Source organism: Nocardioides bigeumensis, from assembly GCF_039531755.1.
GTDB classification, from domain to species: domain Bacteria; phylum Actinomycetota; class Actinomycetes; order Propionibacteriales; family Nocardioidaceae; genus Nocardioides; species Nocardioides bigeumensis.
In genome coordinates, this window is sequence record NZ_BAAAQQ010000001.1 from 32,271 (window position 1) to 49,519 (window position 17,249).

General features: G+C 69.7%; 16 protein-coding genes and 1 pseudogene. 7 read left to right on the forward strand and 10 right to left on the reverse strand.

The annotated features are described in order from the left end of the window. The first annotated feature begins 39 nt into the window (after window positions 1–39). On the forward strand, window positions 40–1,239 hold the full coding sequence (locus tag ABD295_RS00195; RefSeq protein WP_344301455.1) for a cation:proton antiporter: 1,200 nt from the start codon (window positions 40–42) through the stop codon (window positions 1,237–1,239). 123 nt (window positions 1,240–1,362) lie between these two features. Here the strand turns inward: ABD295_RS00195 and ABD295_RS21115 are convergent. The 5 genes and pseudogenes from ABD295_RS21115 to ABD295_RS00215 all read right to left on the reverse strand — a co-directional run. Next, window positions 1,363–1,407 (reverse strand): annotated as a pseudogene (locus tag ABD295_RS21115) (hypothetical protein); the annotation flags it as partial. Beyond that, window positions 1,404–1,934 carry a hypothetical protein gene (locus ABD295_RS00200; protein ID WP_344301457.1) on the reverse strand — a complete coding sequence of 177 codons (531 nt, stop codon included), beginning with the start codon at window positions 1,932–1,934 and terminating at the stop codon, window positions 1,404–1,406. The pseudogene ABD295_RS21115 and the gene ABD295_RS00200, both read right to left, overlap by 4 nt. A gap of 916 nt (window positions 1,935–2,850) precedes the next feature. After that, window positions 2,851–3,648 carry a hypothetical protein gene (locus ABD295_RS00205; RefSeq protein ID WP_344301458.1) on the reverse strand — a complete coding sequence of 266 codons (798 nt, stop codon included), beginning with the start codon at window positions 3,646–3,648 and terminating at the stop codon, window positions 2,851–2,853. Window positions 3,649–4,316: 668 nt separating this feature from the next. Then, window positions 4,317–5,426: a potassium channel family protein gene (locus ABD295_RS00210; protein WP_425573930.1), complete on the reverse strand. Its 1,110-nt coding sequence runs from the start codon at window positions 5,424–5,426 to the stop codon at window positions 4,317–4,319. A gap of 43 nt (window positions 5,427–5,469) precedes the next feature. Continuing rightward, window positions 5,470–6,426 (reverse strand): YihY/virulence factor BrkB family protein, encoded by a 957-nt coding sequence (locus tag ABD295_RS00215; protein WP_344301459.1) that lies wholly within the window; start codon window positions 6,424–6,426, stop codon window positions 5,470–5,472. 18 nt (window positions 6,427–6,444) lie between these two features. On the opposite strand from ABD295_RS00215, the gene ABD295_RS00220 reads away from it, so the two are divergent. After that, window positions 6,445–8,094, forward strand: a complete 1,650-nt coding sequence (locus ABD295_RS00220) for an acyl-CoA dehydrogenase family protein (protein WP_344301460.1) — start codon at window positions 6,445–6,447, stop codon at window positions 8,092–8,094. A 65-nt stretch (window positions 8,095–8,159) separates the two neighbouring features. Here ABD295_RS00220 and ABD295_RS00225 read toward each other — a convergent pair whose 3' ends face one another. After that, on the reverse strand, window positions 8,160–9,602 hold the full coding sequence (locus tag ABD295_RS00225; protein ID WP_344301461.1) for a glycine hydroxymethyltransferase: 1,443 nt from the start codon (window positions 9,600–9,602) through the stop codon (window positions 8,160–8,162). Window positions 9,603–9,976: 374 nt separating this feature from the next. On the opposite strand from ABD295_RS00225, the gene ABD295_RS00230 reads away from it, so the two are divergent. From ABD295_RS00230 to ABD295_RS00250, 5 genes are all read left to right on the forward strand, one after another. Beyond that, complete coding sequence (locus ABD295_RS00230) at window positions 9,977–11,692, forward strand: nitrite/sulfite reductase (protein WP_344301462.1); 1,716 nt, start codon at window positions 9,977–9,979, stop codon at window positions 11,690–11,692. Further along, a complete protein-coding gene (locus tag ABD295_RS00235; RefSeq protein WP_344301463.1) occupies window positions 11,689–11,841 on the forward strand; it encodes a hypothetical protein in 153 nt (50 codons plus the stop codon). Before ABD295_RS00230 ends, ABD295_RS00235 begins: the two co-directional genes overlap by 4 nt. Continuing rightward, entirely contained in the window at window positions 11,838–12,581 is a 744-nt protein-coding gene (locus tag ABD295_RS00240) for a phosphoadenylyl-sulfate reductase (protein WP_344301464.1), read from the forward strand. The genes ABD295_RS00235 and ABD295_RS00240 overlap by 4 nt, the downstream gene beginning before the upstream one ends. A gap of 97 nt (window positions 12,582–12,678) precedes the next feature. Continuing rightward, window positions 12,679–13,434 (forward strand): sirohydrochlorin chelatase, encoded by a 756-nt coding sequence (locus tag ABD295_RS00245; RefSeq protein ID WP_344301465.1) that lies wholly within the window; start codon window positions 12,679–12,681, stop codon window positions 13,432–13,434. 67 nt (window positions 13,435–13,501) lie between these two features. Further along, window positions 13,502–14,395: a hypothetical protein gene (locus ABD295_RS00250; RefSeq protein ID WP_344301466.1), complete on the forward strand. Its 894-nt coding sequence runs from the start codon at window positions 13,502–13,504 to the stop codon at window positions 14,393–14,395. A 4-nt stretch (window positions 14,396–14,399) separates the two neighbouring features. On the opposite strand, the gene ABD295_RS00255 is transcribed toward ABD295_RS00250, so the two are convergent. From ABD295_RS00255 to ABD295_RS00270, 4 genes are read right to left on the reverse strand one after another with little or no spacing between them, the layout of a single operon-like run. Beyond that, window positions 14,400–14,786, reverse strand: a complete 387-nt coding sequence (locus ABD295_RS00255; protein ID WP_344301467.1) for a DUF3037 domain-containing protein — start codon at window positions 14,784–14,786, stop codon at window positions 14,400–14,402. Further along, window positions 14,783–15,580 (reverse strand): hypothetical protein, encoded by a 798-nt coding sequence (locus tag ABD295_RS00260; protein WP_344301468.1) that lies wholly within the window; start codon window positions 15,578–15,580, stop codon window positions 14,783–14,785. The genes ABD295_RS00255 and ABD295_RS00260 overlap by 4 nt, the downstream gene beginning before the upstream one ends. Next, window positions 15,577–16,431 (reverse strand): PPK2 family polyphosphate kinase, encoded by an 855-nt coding sequence (locus ABD295_RS00265; RefSeq protein ID WP_344301469.1) that lies wholly within the window; start codon window positions 16,429–16,431, stop codon window positions 15,577–15,579. The genes ABD295_RS00260 and ABD295_RS00265 overlap by 4 nt, the downstream gene beginning before the upstream one ends. Window positions 16,432–16,474: 43 nt before the next feature. Next, on the reverse strand, window positions 16,475–17,179 hold the full coding sequence (locus ABD295_RS00270) for a GNAT family N-acetyltransferase (RefSeq protein WP_344301470.1): 705 nt from the start codon (window positions 17,177–17,179) through the stop codon (window positions 16,475–16,477). Window positions 17,180–17,249: the final 70 nt, after the last annotated feature.

Below are 17,249 nucleotides of genomic sequence, written 5' to 3' on the forward strand. Positions count from 1 at the left end.
CGCTGGTCGGGCTCGAGCCGCGCAACGGGGGTGGTGGACGTGGAGAGCGCCTTCACCTCGCTGTTCTGGATCCTCCTCGCGGCCGCCGTGGCCCCACTCGTCGCTGCCCTGGTCCCTCGTCGGCTGGTCCCCGAGGTGGTGCTGCTGCTCGCGCTCGGCGTGATGATCGGGCCCTTCGTGGCCGACCTGGCCGGCACCGAGACCTCCGTCGAGCTGCTGCGCGAGCTCGGTCTGGCGATGCTGTTCCTGCTGGCCGGCTTCGAGATCGAACCCTCCGAGCTCAGCGGCCGCGCCGGTCGGGTCGCGCTGGGCACCTGGCTGACCTGCCTCGCGCTGGCGTTCGGAGTCGTGGGCCTGCTGGCCGCCGCCGGGCAGCTCGTCAACGAGGTCGCGGTGGCGATCGCGCTCACGTCCACCGCGCTCGGCACGCTGCTGCCGATCCTCAAGGACCAGAGCATCCTCGGGACGCCGGTCGGCGCGGCCGTGCTCCGGCACGGCGCCTACGGCGAGCTCGGGCCCATCGTGGCCATCGCGATCCTGCTGGGGACGCGCGGAGCGTTGAAGTCGCTGCTCGTGCTGGCTGCGTTCGCGCTCGTGGCGGTGGTCCTCGCGCTGGCGCCGCTCCAGCTCCGGCGCGGAACCTCGCGGCTGGGGAGCCTGGTCCGTCAGGGGGCCGACACGACCGGCCAGACGACCGTGCGGATGACGATGCTGATGCTGGTCACGCTGATCACGGTGGCCGAGGTGTTCGACCTCGACATCGTGCTCGCGGCGTTCGCGGCGGGCTTCATCCTGCGGCTGGCCGTTCCCGAGGGGAACCATCACCTCGAGCAGAAGATCGAGGGCATCGCCTTCGGGCTGCTGGTGCCGGTCTTCTTCGTCACCTCGGGCATGGCGATCGACCCGGACGCGATCACGAGCCACCCGGGCGAGCTGGCGCTGGTGGTGCTGCTGATCATCGCGATCCGCGGCGTACCCGTGTTCCTCGCGAGCCGCCTGCTCCGGCGGCCGCCGCTCGGCTCCCGCGAGAGCGTGGCGGTGGGGTCCTTCGCCGCCACCGGGCTGCCGATCATCGTCGCTGTCACCTCGGTGTCCCTCGACGCCGGTCAGATGACGAGCGACAACGCGTCGCTGCTGGTCAGCGCGGGAGCGTTGACCGTCCTGATCTGTCCGCTGCTGGCGACGGTCGTGCTCAGACGGGAGCCGGCCCCGACATCGACGCCCGGCCTGCCTGGCTGAGCGCCTTGCGGGTGAGCAGGCCGATCGCGATCATCGCGCTGCCCCAGATCACCGCGACCAGGCCCAGCAGCCAGGTGATGTCGAGCGCGGTCCGGCCGTGGTTGCCCCGACGAGCGTGACCAGCCCCCGGACGACCAGCCAGATGCCGAGGAACCAGGTGATCGTCACCGCCGCGACGCCGGGGGGGACGAGTGCGACACTCCCCCGACGAGATGGACCCGCGCCGTCACCACCTCGAGCCGGACCGGAGTACCGGTGACGGTCAGGGTCTCGTGGATGGGCCGCCACGGCTCGTCCTCGACCTTGTAGCGACCTCGGTAGGTGACGTCGACCGACGGCCGCTCGGTCACGTCGGCGTCGGTGTAGACGTGGAACACCTGATGCTTCACGCCATCCACGTGCTCCGCGCCCGGATTGTCGGTCTCGTACGCGTCGCTCCCGTCGCCCCAGTGCCAGGTGTACGACACCGGCGTCGCCTCGATCTGAACCTCCCGGCCCAGCAGCCGCACCGTCTGGGTGCTCGGCTCAGTCGTGGTGGTGAAGAAGTTCGTCTCGAAGTTCACCAACGTCTTGCCACCCACCGGCTGGATCGCCAGATCGGCCTCGGGCCACTCCAGCGTCTTCATCACCTCGAACACCCGCTGCCAGGTGATCACCTCGAACCGCGGCTCCTCCCCCGCGATCAGGCACACCACGGCGAACGCCTCCCAGTCGGCATTGGGTGACGTGACGGGCCGCCGGAGAACCGAGTAGAGGGTCCCGGGATCTTTCCCCGAGACACACGCGCGCGGGTTGTCGCAGACCCCAGAATCACCCAGGTCGGAGCACAGTTGACTCAGCCGGTACGAGTACGCAGCCCCCTCCGCGGAGCTCACATACTCGGTCAGCTCAGCGCCACTGTTGAAGCAACGCGTTTGTCCGGCCAACAGCGATGCGTCGCTGGTGCAGTCGGCGAAGGCGGCGCTGGCCGGCAGCAGGACCAGCGCCGTAACGAAGAGCAGTCCAGCAGCAGCCCGCCTCACACCGACTCCTGGTACAGCTCTGAAACGTTGTACCCGTGACGACGGTCGTGTGTCAGGACGAAGCGGAATGCAATGTCCCCTCCCTTGAGGCGCTGCCACTCTCCGCGTGAGCTCTCGCGGTACCTGGTCGGTGTCACGTCGAACGCGGCGATCCACGTCTCCGTTCCCCGGGACACGGCGAGTTGTTTCAGCGACGAGATAGTCATCACGCCGTCCGCGAATCACGCCGCCGAGCTCATAAATCCGCGAGTACCGAGCAACCGTGTCCGCACAGGCTTCACACTCGTCAGAGATCTGCCCAAACTCGCTCGAGCGCCCAGTTGCTTGAAGGTCCATGTAGAGGTCCACCCATCGCTGGATGAACTCCTCAGCCGTCTCCGGCTCCTCGCTCGGCTCGGGCGTCGACGACTCAGTGGGCGACCGGTGCACCGTCGGCGTACTGGGCGCTGGCTCCACCTGTGGCTCAGGATCACCTGAGCAGGCGACACACAACGCGAGCACGAGAACCATGGCGGCGTACCAGCCTCGCGGCCCACCAGCGGGACTGTGTGGTCCTCGACGAACCTGGCACGACAAGGGCCACACGATCTCAACCAACGAGGTGGACACGCGCCGTCACCACCTCGAGCGGGACCGGAGTACCGGTGACGGTCAGGGTCTCGTGGATGGGCCGCCACGGCTCGTCCTCGACCTTGTAGCGACCTCGGTAGGTGACGTCGACCGACGGCCGCTCGGTCACGTCGGCGTCGGTGTAGACGTGGAACACCTGATGCTCCTCGCCATCCACGTGCTCCGCGCCCGGGTTGTCGGTCTCGTACGCGTCGCTCCCGTCGCCCCAGTGCCAGGTGTACGACACCGGCGTCGCCTCGATCTGAACCTCCCGGCCCAGCAGCCGCACCGTCTGGGTGCTCGGCTCAGTCGTGGTGGTGAAGAAGTTCGTCTCGAAGTTCACCAACGTCTTGCCACCCACCGGCTGGATCGCCAACTCCGCCTCGGGCCACTCCAGCGTCTTCATCACCTCGAACACCCGCTGCCAGGTGATCACCTCGAACCGCGGCTCCTCCCCCGCGATCAGGCACACCACGGCGAACGCCTCCCAGTCGGCATTGGGGGTGGCGATCAATCGCCGATAGACGGTGAAGAGCGTGCCGACGACGTTTTCTGTGTTGCACGCCCGCGGGTTGTCGCATGTCTGCTGGTCGCCGTCGTCCTGGCACAACTGACTGACTCTGAAGGAGTACATGGACCCCTCTGCCGAACTCGCGTAGTTGGTCAAGTCTTGCCCGCCTTCAAAGCAGACGAGTCCGACTTGCCCCAACACGGCGTCAGCCCCACATGCGCTTGCTGGACCACCTGTAAACGCGACGATCGGAACGGCAAGCAACACGGCCAACCAGGCTCGGCCCCTCACAGGGACTCCTGGTACAGCTCGCGGATCGTGAATGCGCCCCCGTCAGGCTCGAGGACGAAACGAAATCCCGAGTGACCCCCCTGAAGGGTTTGAGCCGGAGCGCCGGAGGTTTCTCGATAGCGAGTCCTCGTCGCATCGAACTCCAAGATCCACGACTCTGCCGTTCCGATCCTCCCGGCCCTCCGGACATCGGTCACCGTGATGGCCCCACCTCGTATGAAGCCTCCCGACGAATAGATGCCCTCGAACCTGTCTGCGATGGCGAGGCACTCACGACAACCGCGAGACGTGGCCCTGAAGGGGGCTGAGTCGCCGGTGGATTGCATGTCCTCGTATTCGACTACCCACCGTCGCAGGAACTCCTCAGCCGTCTCCGGCTCCTCGCTCGGCTCGGGCGTCGGAGACTCAGTCGGCAACGGGTCCGCCGTCGGCGTACTCGGCGCTGGCTCCACCTGAGGCTCAGGATCGCCCGAGCAGGCGACACACAACGCGAGCAGGAGCCCGATCGCGGCGTACAGGGATCGACGAGCAGACATGAGGCCCTCCGAGAACTTATCGGTGGGGGCCGTGGCCCAGCCTAGCCAACTAGATGACTAGGCAACGGCCAGGGGGTCGAGCCTGTGGATGAGCGGCTCGAACCGGAATCACTCGTCGTCGGTGGAGACGTCCTCGCCGTGCGTACCGGGGCGCGGGGCCCACGGCATCTCCTTGGCGGAGCGGACCACGATGAGGCGGTCGCCGCGAGCGAGCTGGGAGACGATGGGGTCGAAGTAGCGGTAGACCTTCTCGTCGCGCACGACCGCGATGACCTGGTCGGGCAGAGACTGCGGCGGCTTGCCCACCTCGGTGACGAGCAGCTCGCGCTCGGCGACCTCGAGCCCGTCGCCGTAGGTCAGCAGGTCCTCCATCACCGAGCCGAGCGTCGGCGACAGCGACGACAGGCCGAGCAGCCGGCCGACGGCGTCGGAGGAGGTGATCACCGAGTCGGCGCCCGACTGCTTCATCAGCGGGACGTTCTCGTGCTCGCGGGCCGAGACGATGATGTAGGCGTCCGGGTTGAGCTGGCGCACCGTCAGGCACGACAGCACGTTGGAGTCGTCGCGGTCGGTGGTGATGATGACCTGGGTGGCGGACTCGACGCCGGCCTGGCGGAGCACGGTACGCCGCGTGGCGTCGCCGGTGATCACGGCGAGCCCGTCGGCATGGGCGTCGGCCAGCGCGGCCCGGCTCGGGTCGACGACGACGATGCTCTCGCGGCTCAGGCCGTTGCCGACGATGGTCTCCACGGCGCTGCGGCCCTTGGTTCCGTAGCCCACGACGACGATGTGGTGACCCATCTTCTTCCTCCACCGGGCGACCCGGAACATCTCGCGGCCCTGCGAGGCAAGCACCTCCAGGGTGGTCCCGATCAACAGCACGAGGAAGCCGATGCGGGCGGGAGTGATGACGAACGCGTTGATCAAGCGGGCCTGGTCGCTGACCGGCGCGATGTCGCCGTACCCGGTCGTGCTGAGCGTGACGGTCGTGTAGTAGAACGCGTCGATGAGGCTGAGCGCGTAGTTGTTCTCGGGGTCGTTGTTGTCGCGGTAGCCGTCCCGGTCGAAGTACACCAGCATGACCGTGCCGACCAGGATGAAGATCGCCAGGAGCAGCCGTCGGCCCAGCTCCCACCACGGCGAGCGGGTCCGCTCCGGGAGCGAGACCTTGCCGGTCGTCGACCCCACGAGAGGGGCAGGCGCCGTCGAGGACGCCAAGGAAGACGTCGGGGCATCGTCGAGCACGTCAGGAGTCTCCCACTCAGGACCGCCCGCCCATCGCACTGCGCAGGCGCGCCATCAGCTCGGCTCGGGCGCTGCTCGTCGACTTCTGCGGGAAGACCGTGTCGAACGACGCGTTCACGGCGGCACCGATGAGCACCGCGATCGAGAGGAGGTAGAGCCACAGGAGCACGGCGATGGGCGCGGCGAGCGGCCCGTAGATCGACCGGGACTGCGCAGCGGTCACCGTCAGGATCCAGCGCAACCCGGCGGAGCCGAGGATCCACACCAGCAGCGAGAACGTGGCGCCGGGAAGGTTGAAGCTCCAGTTCGTCCGCACCGGCACCGACACGTGGTAGAGCGTGGCGAGGAAGCAGATGCAGACCACGATCACCAGCGGCCAGTAGAACGCCATCAGGAACTCAGCCCGCTCGGGCAGCGCCCGGCGCACCAGCGTCGGACCGGCGACGATGAGCGGGATCATCAGCCCGCCGGTGACCATGGCGAGGATGTAGAGCAGGAACGACAGCGCCCGGGTCTTCACGATCCCGCGCTGGCCGCCGAGCCCGTGCATGATCGTGATGGTGTCGACGAAGACGTTGAGCGCCCGGCTGCCCGACCAGAGCGCCAGGATGACGCCGAGCGAGATGATGTCGTAGCGGGGCGAGTAGAGCACCTCGTTGATCGTCGGCACGATGATCTGCTGCACGGCACGCTCGGTGAGGGCCTGCGAGAAGAGGTCGATCACGGCGTTGCGCATGTCCTGCACCTGCGCGGCGCTGAACCGCTCGGACACGAAGCCGATCGCGCCGGCCAGCGCGAAGACCAGCGGCGGCACCGACAGCACGGCGAAGAAGGCCGCCTCGGCGGCCAGGCCGGTCACCCGATAGCGCAGGCACGAGCCGACCGTCGTCACCACCAGCCGCCACAGCGTCTCGCGCACCCTGATCAGACGCGAGGACGGCGCGGACTCGGCCGGCTCCTCGGTCGTCGCCATGGCCTCTACCGTAGCCACATGGGGACGCCAGACCTGCGCGCAACGACCAACCAGGCCCCGCCGCTCGAGGACCACAACGTCGTGATGTCCGACGCTGCGCTGAGCGAGGCTGTCCTGACGTACGCCGGGGCCGACGTGCTCGACGACCTGGTCGCGCTGGGCGCCCAGGCGGGCTCGGCCGAGGCCAGGGAGCACGGTCTGCTCGCCAACCGGCACCACCCCGAGCTGGCGTCGTACGACCGGTTCGGGCGCCGGGTCGACGAGGTGCGCTTCCACCCGTCGTGGCACTGGCTGATGACCCGTGCGGTCGGGCACGGGCTGCAGGCGGCCCCTTGGGAGCAGCAGGAGGCGGGCGCCGCGCACGCGCACGTACGCCGCGCGGCCGGCTTCCTGGCCTGGTCGCAGACCGAGCCGGGCCACGGGTGCCCGATCTCGATGACGTACGCCGCCGTGCCGGCCCTGCGCGTCGACGACTCGATCGCGAAGGAGTGGGTCCCGCTGCTGGCAGCCACGTCGTACGACCCAGGCGTCCGGCCAGCCAGCGAGAAGACGGGCGCGCTCGCGGGCATGGGCATGACCGAGAAGCAGGGCGGCTCCGACGTGCGTGCCAACGTCACCGAGGCGCGCCCGACCGGCGACGGCGGCTACACGCTGCACGGTCACAAGTGGTTCACCTCGGCGCCGATGGACGACGTGTTCCTGGTGCTGGCGCAGGCGCTGGAGGGGTTGTCGTGCTTCGTCGTCGCGCGCGTGCTGCCTGACGGCACGCGCAACCGGATCGACATCGTCAGGCTCAAGGACAAGCTCGGCAACCGCTCCAACGCCTCGGCCGAGATCGAGCTCGACGGCACGTGGGGCGTGCGGCTCGGCGAGGAGGGCCGGGGCGTGCGCACGATCATCGAGATGGTCGCGGCGACCCGGCTCGACTGCGTGCTTGGGTCGGCGTCACTGATGCGGCGCGCCGTCGCCGAGGCGTCGTGGCACGTGGCGCACCGCTCGGCCTTCGGCTCCCTGCTGGCCGACAAGCCGCTCATGCAGAACGTCGTGGCCGACCTGGCCGTCGAGTCCGAGGCGGCCACCGCGCTCGCGTTGCGCCTCGCGGCCGCGGTCGACGCCCCTGACGACCCTCACGAGGTGGCTCTGCGGCGGATCGCGCTGCCGCTGGCGAAGTTCTGGGTCTGCAAGCGCACACCCGTCGTGGTGGCCGAGGCGCTGGAGTGCCTGGGCGGCAACGGGTACGTAGAGGAGTCGGTGTTGCCGATGCTCTTCCGCGAGTCGCCGCTGAACTCGCTCTGGGAGGGCTCCGGCAACGTCAACGCCCTCGACGTCCTGCGCGCACTGTCGCGCGAGCCGGCCGCGCTGCAGGCGTGGGTGAAGGAGGTCGGGCGGGCCCGCGGGGCCGATGAGCGCCTCGACCGGGCCGTCGACGACACCCTCACCCTGCTCGGCGAGGGCGCCGCCAACGAGGGCGCGGCCCGGAGGCTGGCCGGCCAGATGGCGGCCTGCCTCCAGGGGTCGCTCCTGGTGCGCCACTCCCCCGCCGCGGTCGCCGACACCTTCATGGCGTCGCGGCTCACGCCGTCGTACGCCGCCACCTTCGGCGCCCTCGACGTCGGCTCCGACGACCTCCGGGCGATCGTGGCCCGCACCACCCCGACGGTCGGATAACTGACCACGAAAGGCACGGGCCAGATGCTCGGAACCCGTGCTGATCGTGGTCAACCATCTCGCGGTCAGGTGAGCTCGAGGCCGGGGTAGAGCGGGTGCTTGTCGAGCATCTCGGCCGAGGCGGCGTGGGTGCGGTCGGCGACGCCGTCGCCCAGCTCGTACGTCGCCTTGGACGCCCCGCCCGCCTTGGTGGAGCCGGGCCGGGTGTTCTTCAGGACGTCGACGACGAGCTCGGCGACCTTGTCGAACTCGTCGTGGCCGAAGCCGCGGGTGGTCAGGGCGGGCGTGCCGAAACGGACGCCGGAGGTGTACCACGCGCCGTTCGGGTCGTTGGGCACCGAGTTGCGGTTGGTGACGACACCGGCATCGAGGAGCGCCGACTCGGCCTGACGGCCGGTGAGCCCGAAGGACGTCACGTCGAGCAGCACGATGTGGTTGTCGGTGCCACCCGTGACCAGCTTGGCGCCCCGCGTCAGGAACCCGTCGGCCAGCGACTTGGCGTTGTCGGCGACCTGCTGGGCATAGGTGCGGAACGAGTCCTGGCGAGCCTCGGCCAGGGCCACGGCCTTGGCCGCCATCACGTGCGAGAGCGGGCCGCCCAGCACCAGCGGGCAACCGCGGTCGACCGAGGAGGCGTACTCCTCCTGGGCCAGGATCAGCCCGCCACGGGGGCCGCGCAGCGACTTGTGGGTGGTCGTGGTGGTGATGTGCGCGAACGGCACGGGGTCCTCGTCGCCGGTGAAGACCTTGCCCGCGACGAGCCCTGCGAAGTGCGCCATGTCGACCATGAGGGTCGCGCCCACCTCGTCGGCGATCTCGCGCATCTTGGCGAAGTTGATCCGGCGGGGGTACGCCGAGTAGCCCGCGATCAGGATCAGCGGCTGGAACTCGCGCGCCTTGGCGCGCACGAGGTCGTAGTCGAGCAGCTGCGTCTCCGGGTCGGTGCCGTACTGCTGCTGGTAGAACATCTTGCCGCTGATGTTGGGCCGGAAGCCGTGGGTGAGGTGGCCGCCCGCGTCGAGCGACATGCCGAGCAGCCGCTGGTTGCCGAGCTCGCCGCGCAGGGTCTCCCAGTCGGCCTCGGTGAGCTCGTTGACGTTCTTGGCGCCGAACTTCTCCAGCCACGGACCCTCCACGCGGTGGGCCAGGATCGACCAGAAGGCGGTGAGGTTGGCGTCGATGCCGGAGTGCGGCTGCGCGTAGGCGTAGGGCGCCCCGAACAGCTCACGCGCGTGCTCGGCCGCGAGCGCCTCGACGGTGTCGACGTTCTGGCAGCCGGCGTAGAAGCGGTGACCCACCGTGCCCTCGGCGTACTTGTCGCTGAACCAGGTGCCCATCGTCAGCAGCACCGCGGGCGAGGCGTAGTTCTCGCTCGCGATGAGCTTGAGCGAGCTGCGCTGGTCGGCGAGCTCCTTGCGCGTCGCCTCCGCGATGCGCGGCTCCACGGACTCGATGACGGAGAGTGCCTGCGAGTAGGCGCTGCTGATGAGAGCGGACTGGTCGGTCATGCGGCGAATCCTAGGGCCGCGCTCGGACGGTACGCAGGGCGCCCGAGCGACGCCGGACGGAGGCCGGCCCGCAGGAGTTCCACATCGTGAGGTCGCTCACGCCGGCTGCGCTGCGGGCGACGAGCGGTCTCACATGCTGGCACGACGTCCCACATCACGAGATTTCGACTTGTGGACCGGGTGTCCGCCCCCTGAGACTGCTTGACATGGTCTCCGCTGCAACGCACGCGCACCTCGTGGTACGTCGCCACGTGGACCTCATGCGTACGCGCAGCATGATCTGTTGGCATCGCTGATCCACGCCGCAGCTTCTCGTCCCCTCCGCGCTCACCGTCGCGCGCGGCCCTCAGCGAACCTCAGCAAGGACTCCTCCGATGCCTGACCTGCGCTACCAGTCGCAGCCTCCGCGCCACACCGACGTCCCGCGCCCCAAGCGGGCCGAGGGCCAGTGGTCCTTCGGCTACGCCGAGCCGCAGAACAAGAACGAGCAGTCCAAGAAGGACGACGACCCGCTCAACGTCCGGGCGCGCATCCTGAACATCTACTCCAAGCGTGGCTTCGACTCGATCGACCCCGCGGACCTGCGCGGGCGGTTCCGCTGGATGGGCCTCTACACCCAGCGCAAGCCCGGGATCGACGGCGGCAAGACGGCCGTGCTCGAGGAGGAGGAGCTCGACGACCGCTACTTCATGCTGCGGGTCCGCACCGACGGCCAGCTGCTCTCCCCCGCCACCGTGCGTGCGTTGGGCGTCATCGGCGTCGACTACGCCCGCGACACCGCCGACGTCACCGACCGGGAGAACATCCAGTACCACTGGATCCGCATCGAGGACGTCCCCGCGATCTGGCAGCTGCTCGACGACAACGGGCTCAGCAGCCTCGAAGCCTGCGGCGACTCGCCGCGTCCCTTCCTGGGCTCGCCGGTCGCCGGCGTCGCGAAGAACGAGATCATCGACGGCTCCTCTGCGCTGGCGGAGATCTTCGAGCGCTACATAGGCGACAAGGACTTCTCCAACCTGCCGCGCAAGTTCAAGACCGCGCTGACCGGCCACCCCAGCCACGACGTTTCCCCCGAGACCAACGACGTGTCGTTCGTCGGGACCGTCCACCCCGAGCTCGGGCCCGGCTTCGACCTCTGGGTCGGCGGCGGCCTCTCGACCAACCCCATGCTGGCCCAGAAGATGGGGGTCTGGATCCCCGTCGACGAGATCGCCGACGCCTGGGCAGGCGTGGCGTCGATCTTCCGCGACTACGGCTACCGCCGGCTGCGCTCCCGCGCCCGCCTGAAGTTCCTCGTGGCCGACTGGGGCGTCGAGAAGTTCCGCGAGGTGCTCGAGAAGGAGTACCTCGGCCGCGCCCTCGTCACCAACCCGTCGCCACCGTCGCCCGTCGGCCACCGCGACCACATCGGCGTGCACGAGCAGAAGGACGGCAACTTCTACATCGGCGTCGCGCCCACCGCCGGCCGGGTCTCCGGCTCGCTGCTGAAGGACCTGGCCGACGCGATGGAGGAGCACGGCGTCGCAGGCGCCCGGCTGACGCCGTACCAGAAGATCGTGCTCATCGGCGTCGCCCCCGACCGCGTCGACGCACTGCTCGACCGGCTCGACGAGATCGGGCTGTCCGGACGGCCGTCGCAGTGGCGCCGCAACACGATGGCCTGCACCGGCATCGAGTTCTGCAAGCTCGCCATCGTCGACACCAAGAACCGGGCGCGCGACCTGGTCGACGAGCTCGAGCGGCGGTTCCCCGACCTCGACGTGCCGATCACCGTCAACGTCAACGGCTGCCCCAACGCCTGCGCCCGCACCCAGGTCGCCGACTTCGGCCTCAAGGGCCAGCTGGTGATGCACGAGGGCGCGCAGGTGGAGGGCTACCAGGTGCACCTCGGCGGCGCGACCGGGCTGCAGGCCAACTTCGGCCGCAAGCTCCGCGCCCACAAGGTCACCAGCGCCGGGCTGGACGACTACGTCAGCAACGTCGTCACCAACTTCCTGGCCGACCGCCTCGAGGACGAGTCGTTCGCCACCTGGGCTGCTCGGGCCGAGGAGGAGCTGCTCCGCGGCGAGAGGGTGGTGACCACCGCATGAGCACGCGCCACGCGAGCCCGTTCCACTGCCCCTACTGCGGCGAGGAGAACCTCTTCCCCCGCGAGGACGGCTGGGAGTGCCGCGGTTGCCTGCGCGCGTTCTCTGTCACGTTCCTCGGCCAGATCGCTCGACCGGACGTCACCCGATGAGCACCGCGACCACCCGGGCGGCGCGGGAGTTCCGCGGCACGCACACCGAGGGACGCTCCCCCGAGGAGCTGCGCGCGCTGATCTCGCACGTCGGCGCGGAGCTCGAGCTGGCCCCGGCGGAGCACATCATCGAGTGGGCCGTGGCGACGTTCGGCGACCGCTTCTGCGTCACCTCGTCGATGGGCGACGCCGTGCTGGCGCACCTCGCCTCGAAGGTCGCACCCGGCCTCGACGTGGTCTTCCTCGACACCGGCTACCACTTCGCCGAGACGATCGGCACCCGCGACGCGGTCGAGGTGACCATGCCGGTCAACCTGCTCACGATCACGCCGGTGCAGAGCGTCGCCGAGCAGGACGCGGCGTACGGCAAGGACCTCTACAAGACCGACCCCGACCTCTGCTGCAAGCTGCGCAAGGTCCAGCCGCTCACCGACTCGCTGACCGAGTACGACGCCTGGGCGACCGGCCTGCGTCGCGCCGAGACCCACAACCGGGTCATCGCGCCGGTGGTCGGCTGGGACGCCCGCAAGGGCAAGGTCAAGGTCTCCCCGCTGGCCCGCTGGAGCGACGAGCAGTTCGAGCAGTACATCGTCGACAACAACGTGCTCGTCAACCCGCTCGTCTACGACGGGTATCCCTCGATCGGCTGCTGGCCCTGCACGCGCCGCGTCGCTCCGGGAGACGACCCGCGCAGCGGCCGATGGGCCGGCACCGGCAAGACCGAGTGCGGCATCCATTGAGGCCCGCCTGGTCCCCCAGACCCCCGCATCCCCGACAACGTCGTCGAACTCCACCGCCCCACCCCCGCACCACCGAAACGAACGGAGGCTGACCCCGATGGCAGCACCCGCACTGATCGCCCTGGCCCACGGAAGCCGTGACCCGCGATCCGCCCAGACCATCACCGCCCTCGTCACCGAGGTCCGCGCGATGCGCCCGGACCTTCGCATCGAGCCCGCGTTCCTCGAGCTCTCCAAGCCGTCCTTCCACACGGTCGTCGACCGGTTGGTCAAGGCCGGCTACGACGAGATCGTCGTCGTCCCGTTGCTGCTGACCGAGGCCTACCACGCCAAGGTCGACGTGCCCGAGGCGATCGCCGAGGCTGCGGCCCGGCACGCCACGACCGGGCAGGGCCTGCAGATCCGGGCCACCCGCATCCTCGGTCTGGAGAGCTGCTTCCTCGAGGTGCTCGACCTGCGGATGCGCGAGGCGCTCAAGGACGCTCGGGTGCGTGAGCTCGACGCGCTCGTGCTGGCCGCGGCTGGGTCGACCGACCCGCTCGCCAACCAGGCAGTGGCGCGGCTCGCCCGTGTCTGGGGCACCCACCACAAGCTGCCGGTGACCGCCGCCTTCGCCTCGTCCTCGCCGCCCGCCACGGGTGAGGCGGTGCGTGCGTTCCGCGCAGAGGGCCGCCGCCACATCGCCGTCGCCTCGCTCTTCCTGGCGCCCGGCTTCCTCCCCGACCGGGCCAAGGAGCTGGCGCTCGAGGCCGGCGCGGTCGCGGTGTCCGAGCCGCTCGGTGCGCACGAGGAGATCGCGCGCGTCGTCCTGGCCAGGTACGCCGTCGGCGCGGTCGAGCTCGTTCCGGTCTAGCTGGTCGTCGGGGGACGCGGTCTAGTCCGCGTCCCCTTGACGGCGATGGGGGCGTTCAATCGGAGGCATGCCCCCCACGCCTGCGATCTCGACGTACAACTACCTCCGTCTGGGCGTCCTCGCCCTGGTGACGCTGCTGGGCGTCTCCGTCGCCTACGAGTTCTTCGTGAACGACACCCGCCTCGGGTCGATCAGCGCCTACTACTTCACCCCCGCACGCAGCGTCTTCGTCGGGACGCTGATCGGCGTCGGGGTGGCGCTGGTGGCGATCAAGGGTCGCGAGCGGCTGCTCGAGGACGTGATGCTGAACGTCGCAGGGATGCTCGCCCCGGTGGTGGCGTTGATCCCGGCGGCGGTCGCCGAGGGGACCATCGTGAACGACGATCCGGTCGACTGTCCCGGCGCCAAGACGTCGTGCGTGCCGACCACCTTCGAGCCGGGCATCACCAACGGCGCCTGGACGCTCGGGATCGTCGGAGCCGTCGCCCTGGTGGCGGTCGTCGTGCTCGCGGTGAAGGACGGCCGGGTCGGCTGGGACACGCTGCAGCGCAAGCAGGCAACGGTCGGGCTGACGTTCGCCACGTTCGTGTACGTCGGCTTCGTGGTCTTCGACGTGGGCTGGCACGACACCTACGTGCAGTGGGGTCACTACGTCGCGGCCGTCCCGTTGTTCGTCGCGCTCGCGTACGTCGCGGTGAGCAACGCCCTGCAACCCAAGGCCGGCGCGCGCACCTCGATGATGCGCGGGCGTTCGGTGGACCTGCGCTACGCGCTCATCGCGGTCGTGATGATCCTCGCGCTGCTCGTGGCCGCGGTGTACTTCCTCGCCACCAGTGGCGACCCGGCCGGCCGCTGGGAGTACTGGGTCTTCGCCGTCGAGCTCGCCCTGCTCGTGCCGTTCGCGACGTTCTGGATGCTGCAGACCGCCCAGTGGTGGCACGAGGGAGCGCCGGGTCTGTAGAGGATCAGCCGACCAGGGTCGAGACGAGGTGCTCGAGCTGGCGAGCCGGGTCGGTCGTGACGCCGCCGTGCACCGGCCCCGGCTGGAGGACCGTGCTGCGTGGTGCCTTCAGGAACCCGAACCTCGTGCCGCGCGGTTGCTCCGAGGCCGCACCCCCGCGCGGGTCGCCCGCGCAGACGGCGTCGATGAACTCCAGCGCGGCGCAGACCTGGTCGGTCGACACTCGCGGGTCCAGCGCGTGCAGCCGCTCGACGTCGACGCGCCATCCGGCCTGGAGGAAGTCGCTGGCCTGGCAGTAGAGCACCACCCCGACGTTGACGAACTCCTCCCGCTCGGGTCGCGGGACGCAGCGCAGGACGATGTATTGGTAGGGCAGCTCTGACGCACTCATGCGGCACCGCCGTGTGCAGCCGGCAACCACTGCCGAGTGGCGAGCCTGGCAGCCAGGTAGGCGACGTAGGCACCGCGGAGGGCCTCCGGGGACTCGGCGCCTGGCACCGGCTCCAGCCACACGTCGGGCACGCAGCCGACCACCTCGGCCAGCACGTCGGGCGAGAGCAGCGCGGACACCTCGCGGTCGGTCTCGGGCAGACCGGCACGATACGAACGCAGCACGTGGTCGTCGACGCTCCACGCCTGCTGGGCGAAGCGCACCGGGTCCCCGATCCCGCCGGACCAGCCGTGGTGGAAGTAGAGAGCGGCGCCGTGGTCGATCACCCACAGGTCGCCGTGCCAGGTCAGCAGGTTGGGGTTGCGCCAGGAGCGGTCGACGTTGGCGGTGAACGCGTCGAGCCAGAGCACCTTCGCCGCGATGCCGGCGAACGCACCCTGTCCGGGTCCGTCGCCGTCCTTGGGTCCGTCGTACCCGAACGCACCGGGCAGGAAGTCGACGCCCAGGTTGAGCCCGGGGCTGGCGTTGAGCAGGTCCTGGACCTCCTCGTCGGCCTCGTAGCGCGCGATCGCCGGGTCGAGGTCGAGCGTGACCAGGCGCGGCGTGCGCAGGCCGAGGCGACGGGCCAGCTCGCCCACCACGACCTCGGCCACGAGCACGCGCACGCCCTGCCCGGCGCCGCGGAACTTGCAGACGTAGGTGCCCAGGTCGTCGGCCTCGACGATCCCCGGCAACGAGCCGCCCTCGCGCAGCGGTGTCACGTAGCGGGTGACGCGCACGGTCTCGAGGGTCACGTGACGGGCTTCTCCTCGGCGAGCCTCTTGCGCTCGGCGGCCACGTCGAAGTCGGCGACCGGCCAGCCCAGCCCGAAGCCACGAAGCGTCTGCAGCAACAGGTCGCCGATCGCTAGGTTGCGGAACCACTTCTTGTCGGCGGGGATCACCCGCCACGGGGCGACGTCGGTGTTGGTGCGCTCGAGCGCGATCTCGTACGCGTCACGGTACGCCGGCCAGAGCGCCCGCTCGTCGAGGTCGCCGGGGTTGTACTTCCAGTGCTTGGCCGGGTCGTCCAGCCGCTCGAGCAGCCGGGCTTTCTGCTCGTCCGCCGAGATGTGCAGCATGCACTTGAGGACGGTCGTGCCCTCGCCGACCAGCCTGGCCTCGAAGTCGTTGATCGCGCCGTACCGGCGTTCGATCTCCTCGGCCGGCGCAAGCTCGCGCACCCGCGCGATCAGGACGTCCTCGTAGTGAGAGCGATCGAAGACACCGATGTAGCCCGCCTGCGGCAAGGCCCTCTCGATGCGCCACAGGAAGTCGTGGGAGCGCTCTTCGTCGGTCGGCGCCTTGAACGAGGTGATCTTGATGCCCTGCGGATCCATCAGGCCGACGGTGTGGCGCAGCGTCCCACCCTTGCCGGAGGTGTCCATGCCTTGCAGCACCAGCAGGATCCGGCGGGTACCGCCCGTCGAGCGGTCGGCGAACAACCGCTCCTGCAGGTCGGCCAGCTCCTCGCCCATCGCCGCGAGCGCCGCCTTGCCGTCGGCCTTCTTGCCGTCGAAGCCTGGGGCCGCATCGGTCTCGATGGACGTCAGGTCGACCGAACCCCGCTCAAGCCTGGGGACCATCGTGCTGGGGGCGTCGCTCATGCGCTCATCATGGCGCCCATCATCGCTCACGTGCGCCTCGACCTCAGGCCAGCACCCGGCGTACGTCGAGGGTGCAGCCCACGACCGTCCCGGTGGTGCCGTCGGCCAACGCCTCGTCGAACCAGATCCCGCGTTGGAAGCCCGCCTTGTCGAGCACCCTCAGCGACGGCTCGTTGCGGTGATCGGGCGCCGCGAAGTAGGCCGTCGCGTCGGGGAAGCGATGCCGAGCACGCAGCATCCACGCCCACAGCACCCGCACCCCGAACCCTCGGCCGACCCAGGTCGGCTCGCCGATGGCGTAGTCGACGCCGATCGCGGCCGGGTCAGGGGTCAGCACGGCGAACTCGGGGTAGTCGGAGAGCCGGTAGTCCTGGACGAACCCCACCGACCGGCCGTTGATCTCGACGACCCACATCCGGGTGGGGGTGCGGCCGTCGATGTCGGGCAGGTACTGCGCCAAGACGCGCTCCTCGGTGGGCTCGCCGTCGCTGATCCACCACTTCTTCACGTGCGCGGCCTGCCGCCACCGCACCACGTCGGGCAGGTCGCCGCGGGACATGGCGCGCACCGTCACGGTCGTGTCGTGGTCGATCGAGAAGCGCTTCACCTCTCCCGACAGGTCGAGAGGGACCGGATCGTGGGTCAGGCTCGCGCAGGTGCGCGTGGCCGCCGCCGCCCATGACTCACCTTCGCGCACGACCCCGCTCAGCTCGTGGCCACGGTCGCGCACGGTGAGGTGGGTGGTCACCCGGGGAGAGTATCGACGCGCCCGGCCGTAGAGCAGCGCCCCGGTGGTCGAACAGCCCCGGTGGTCGACC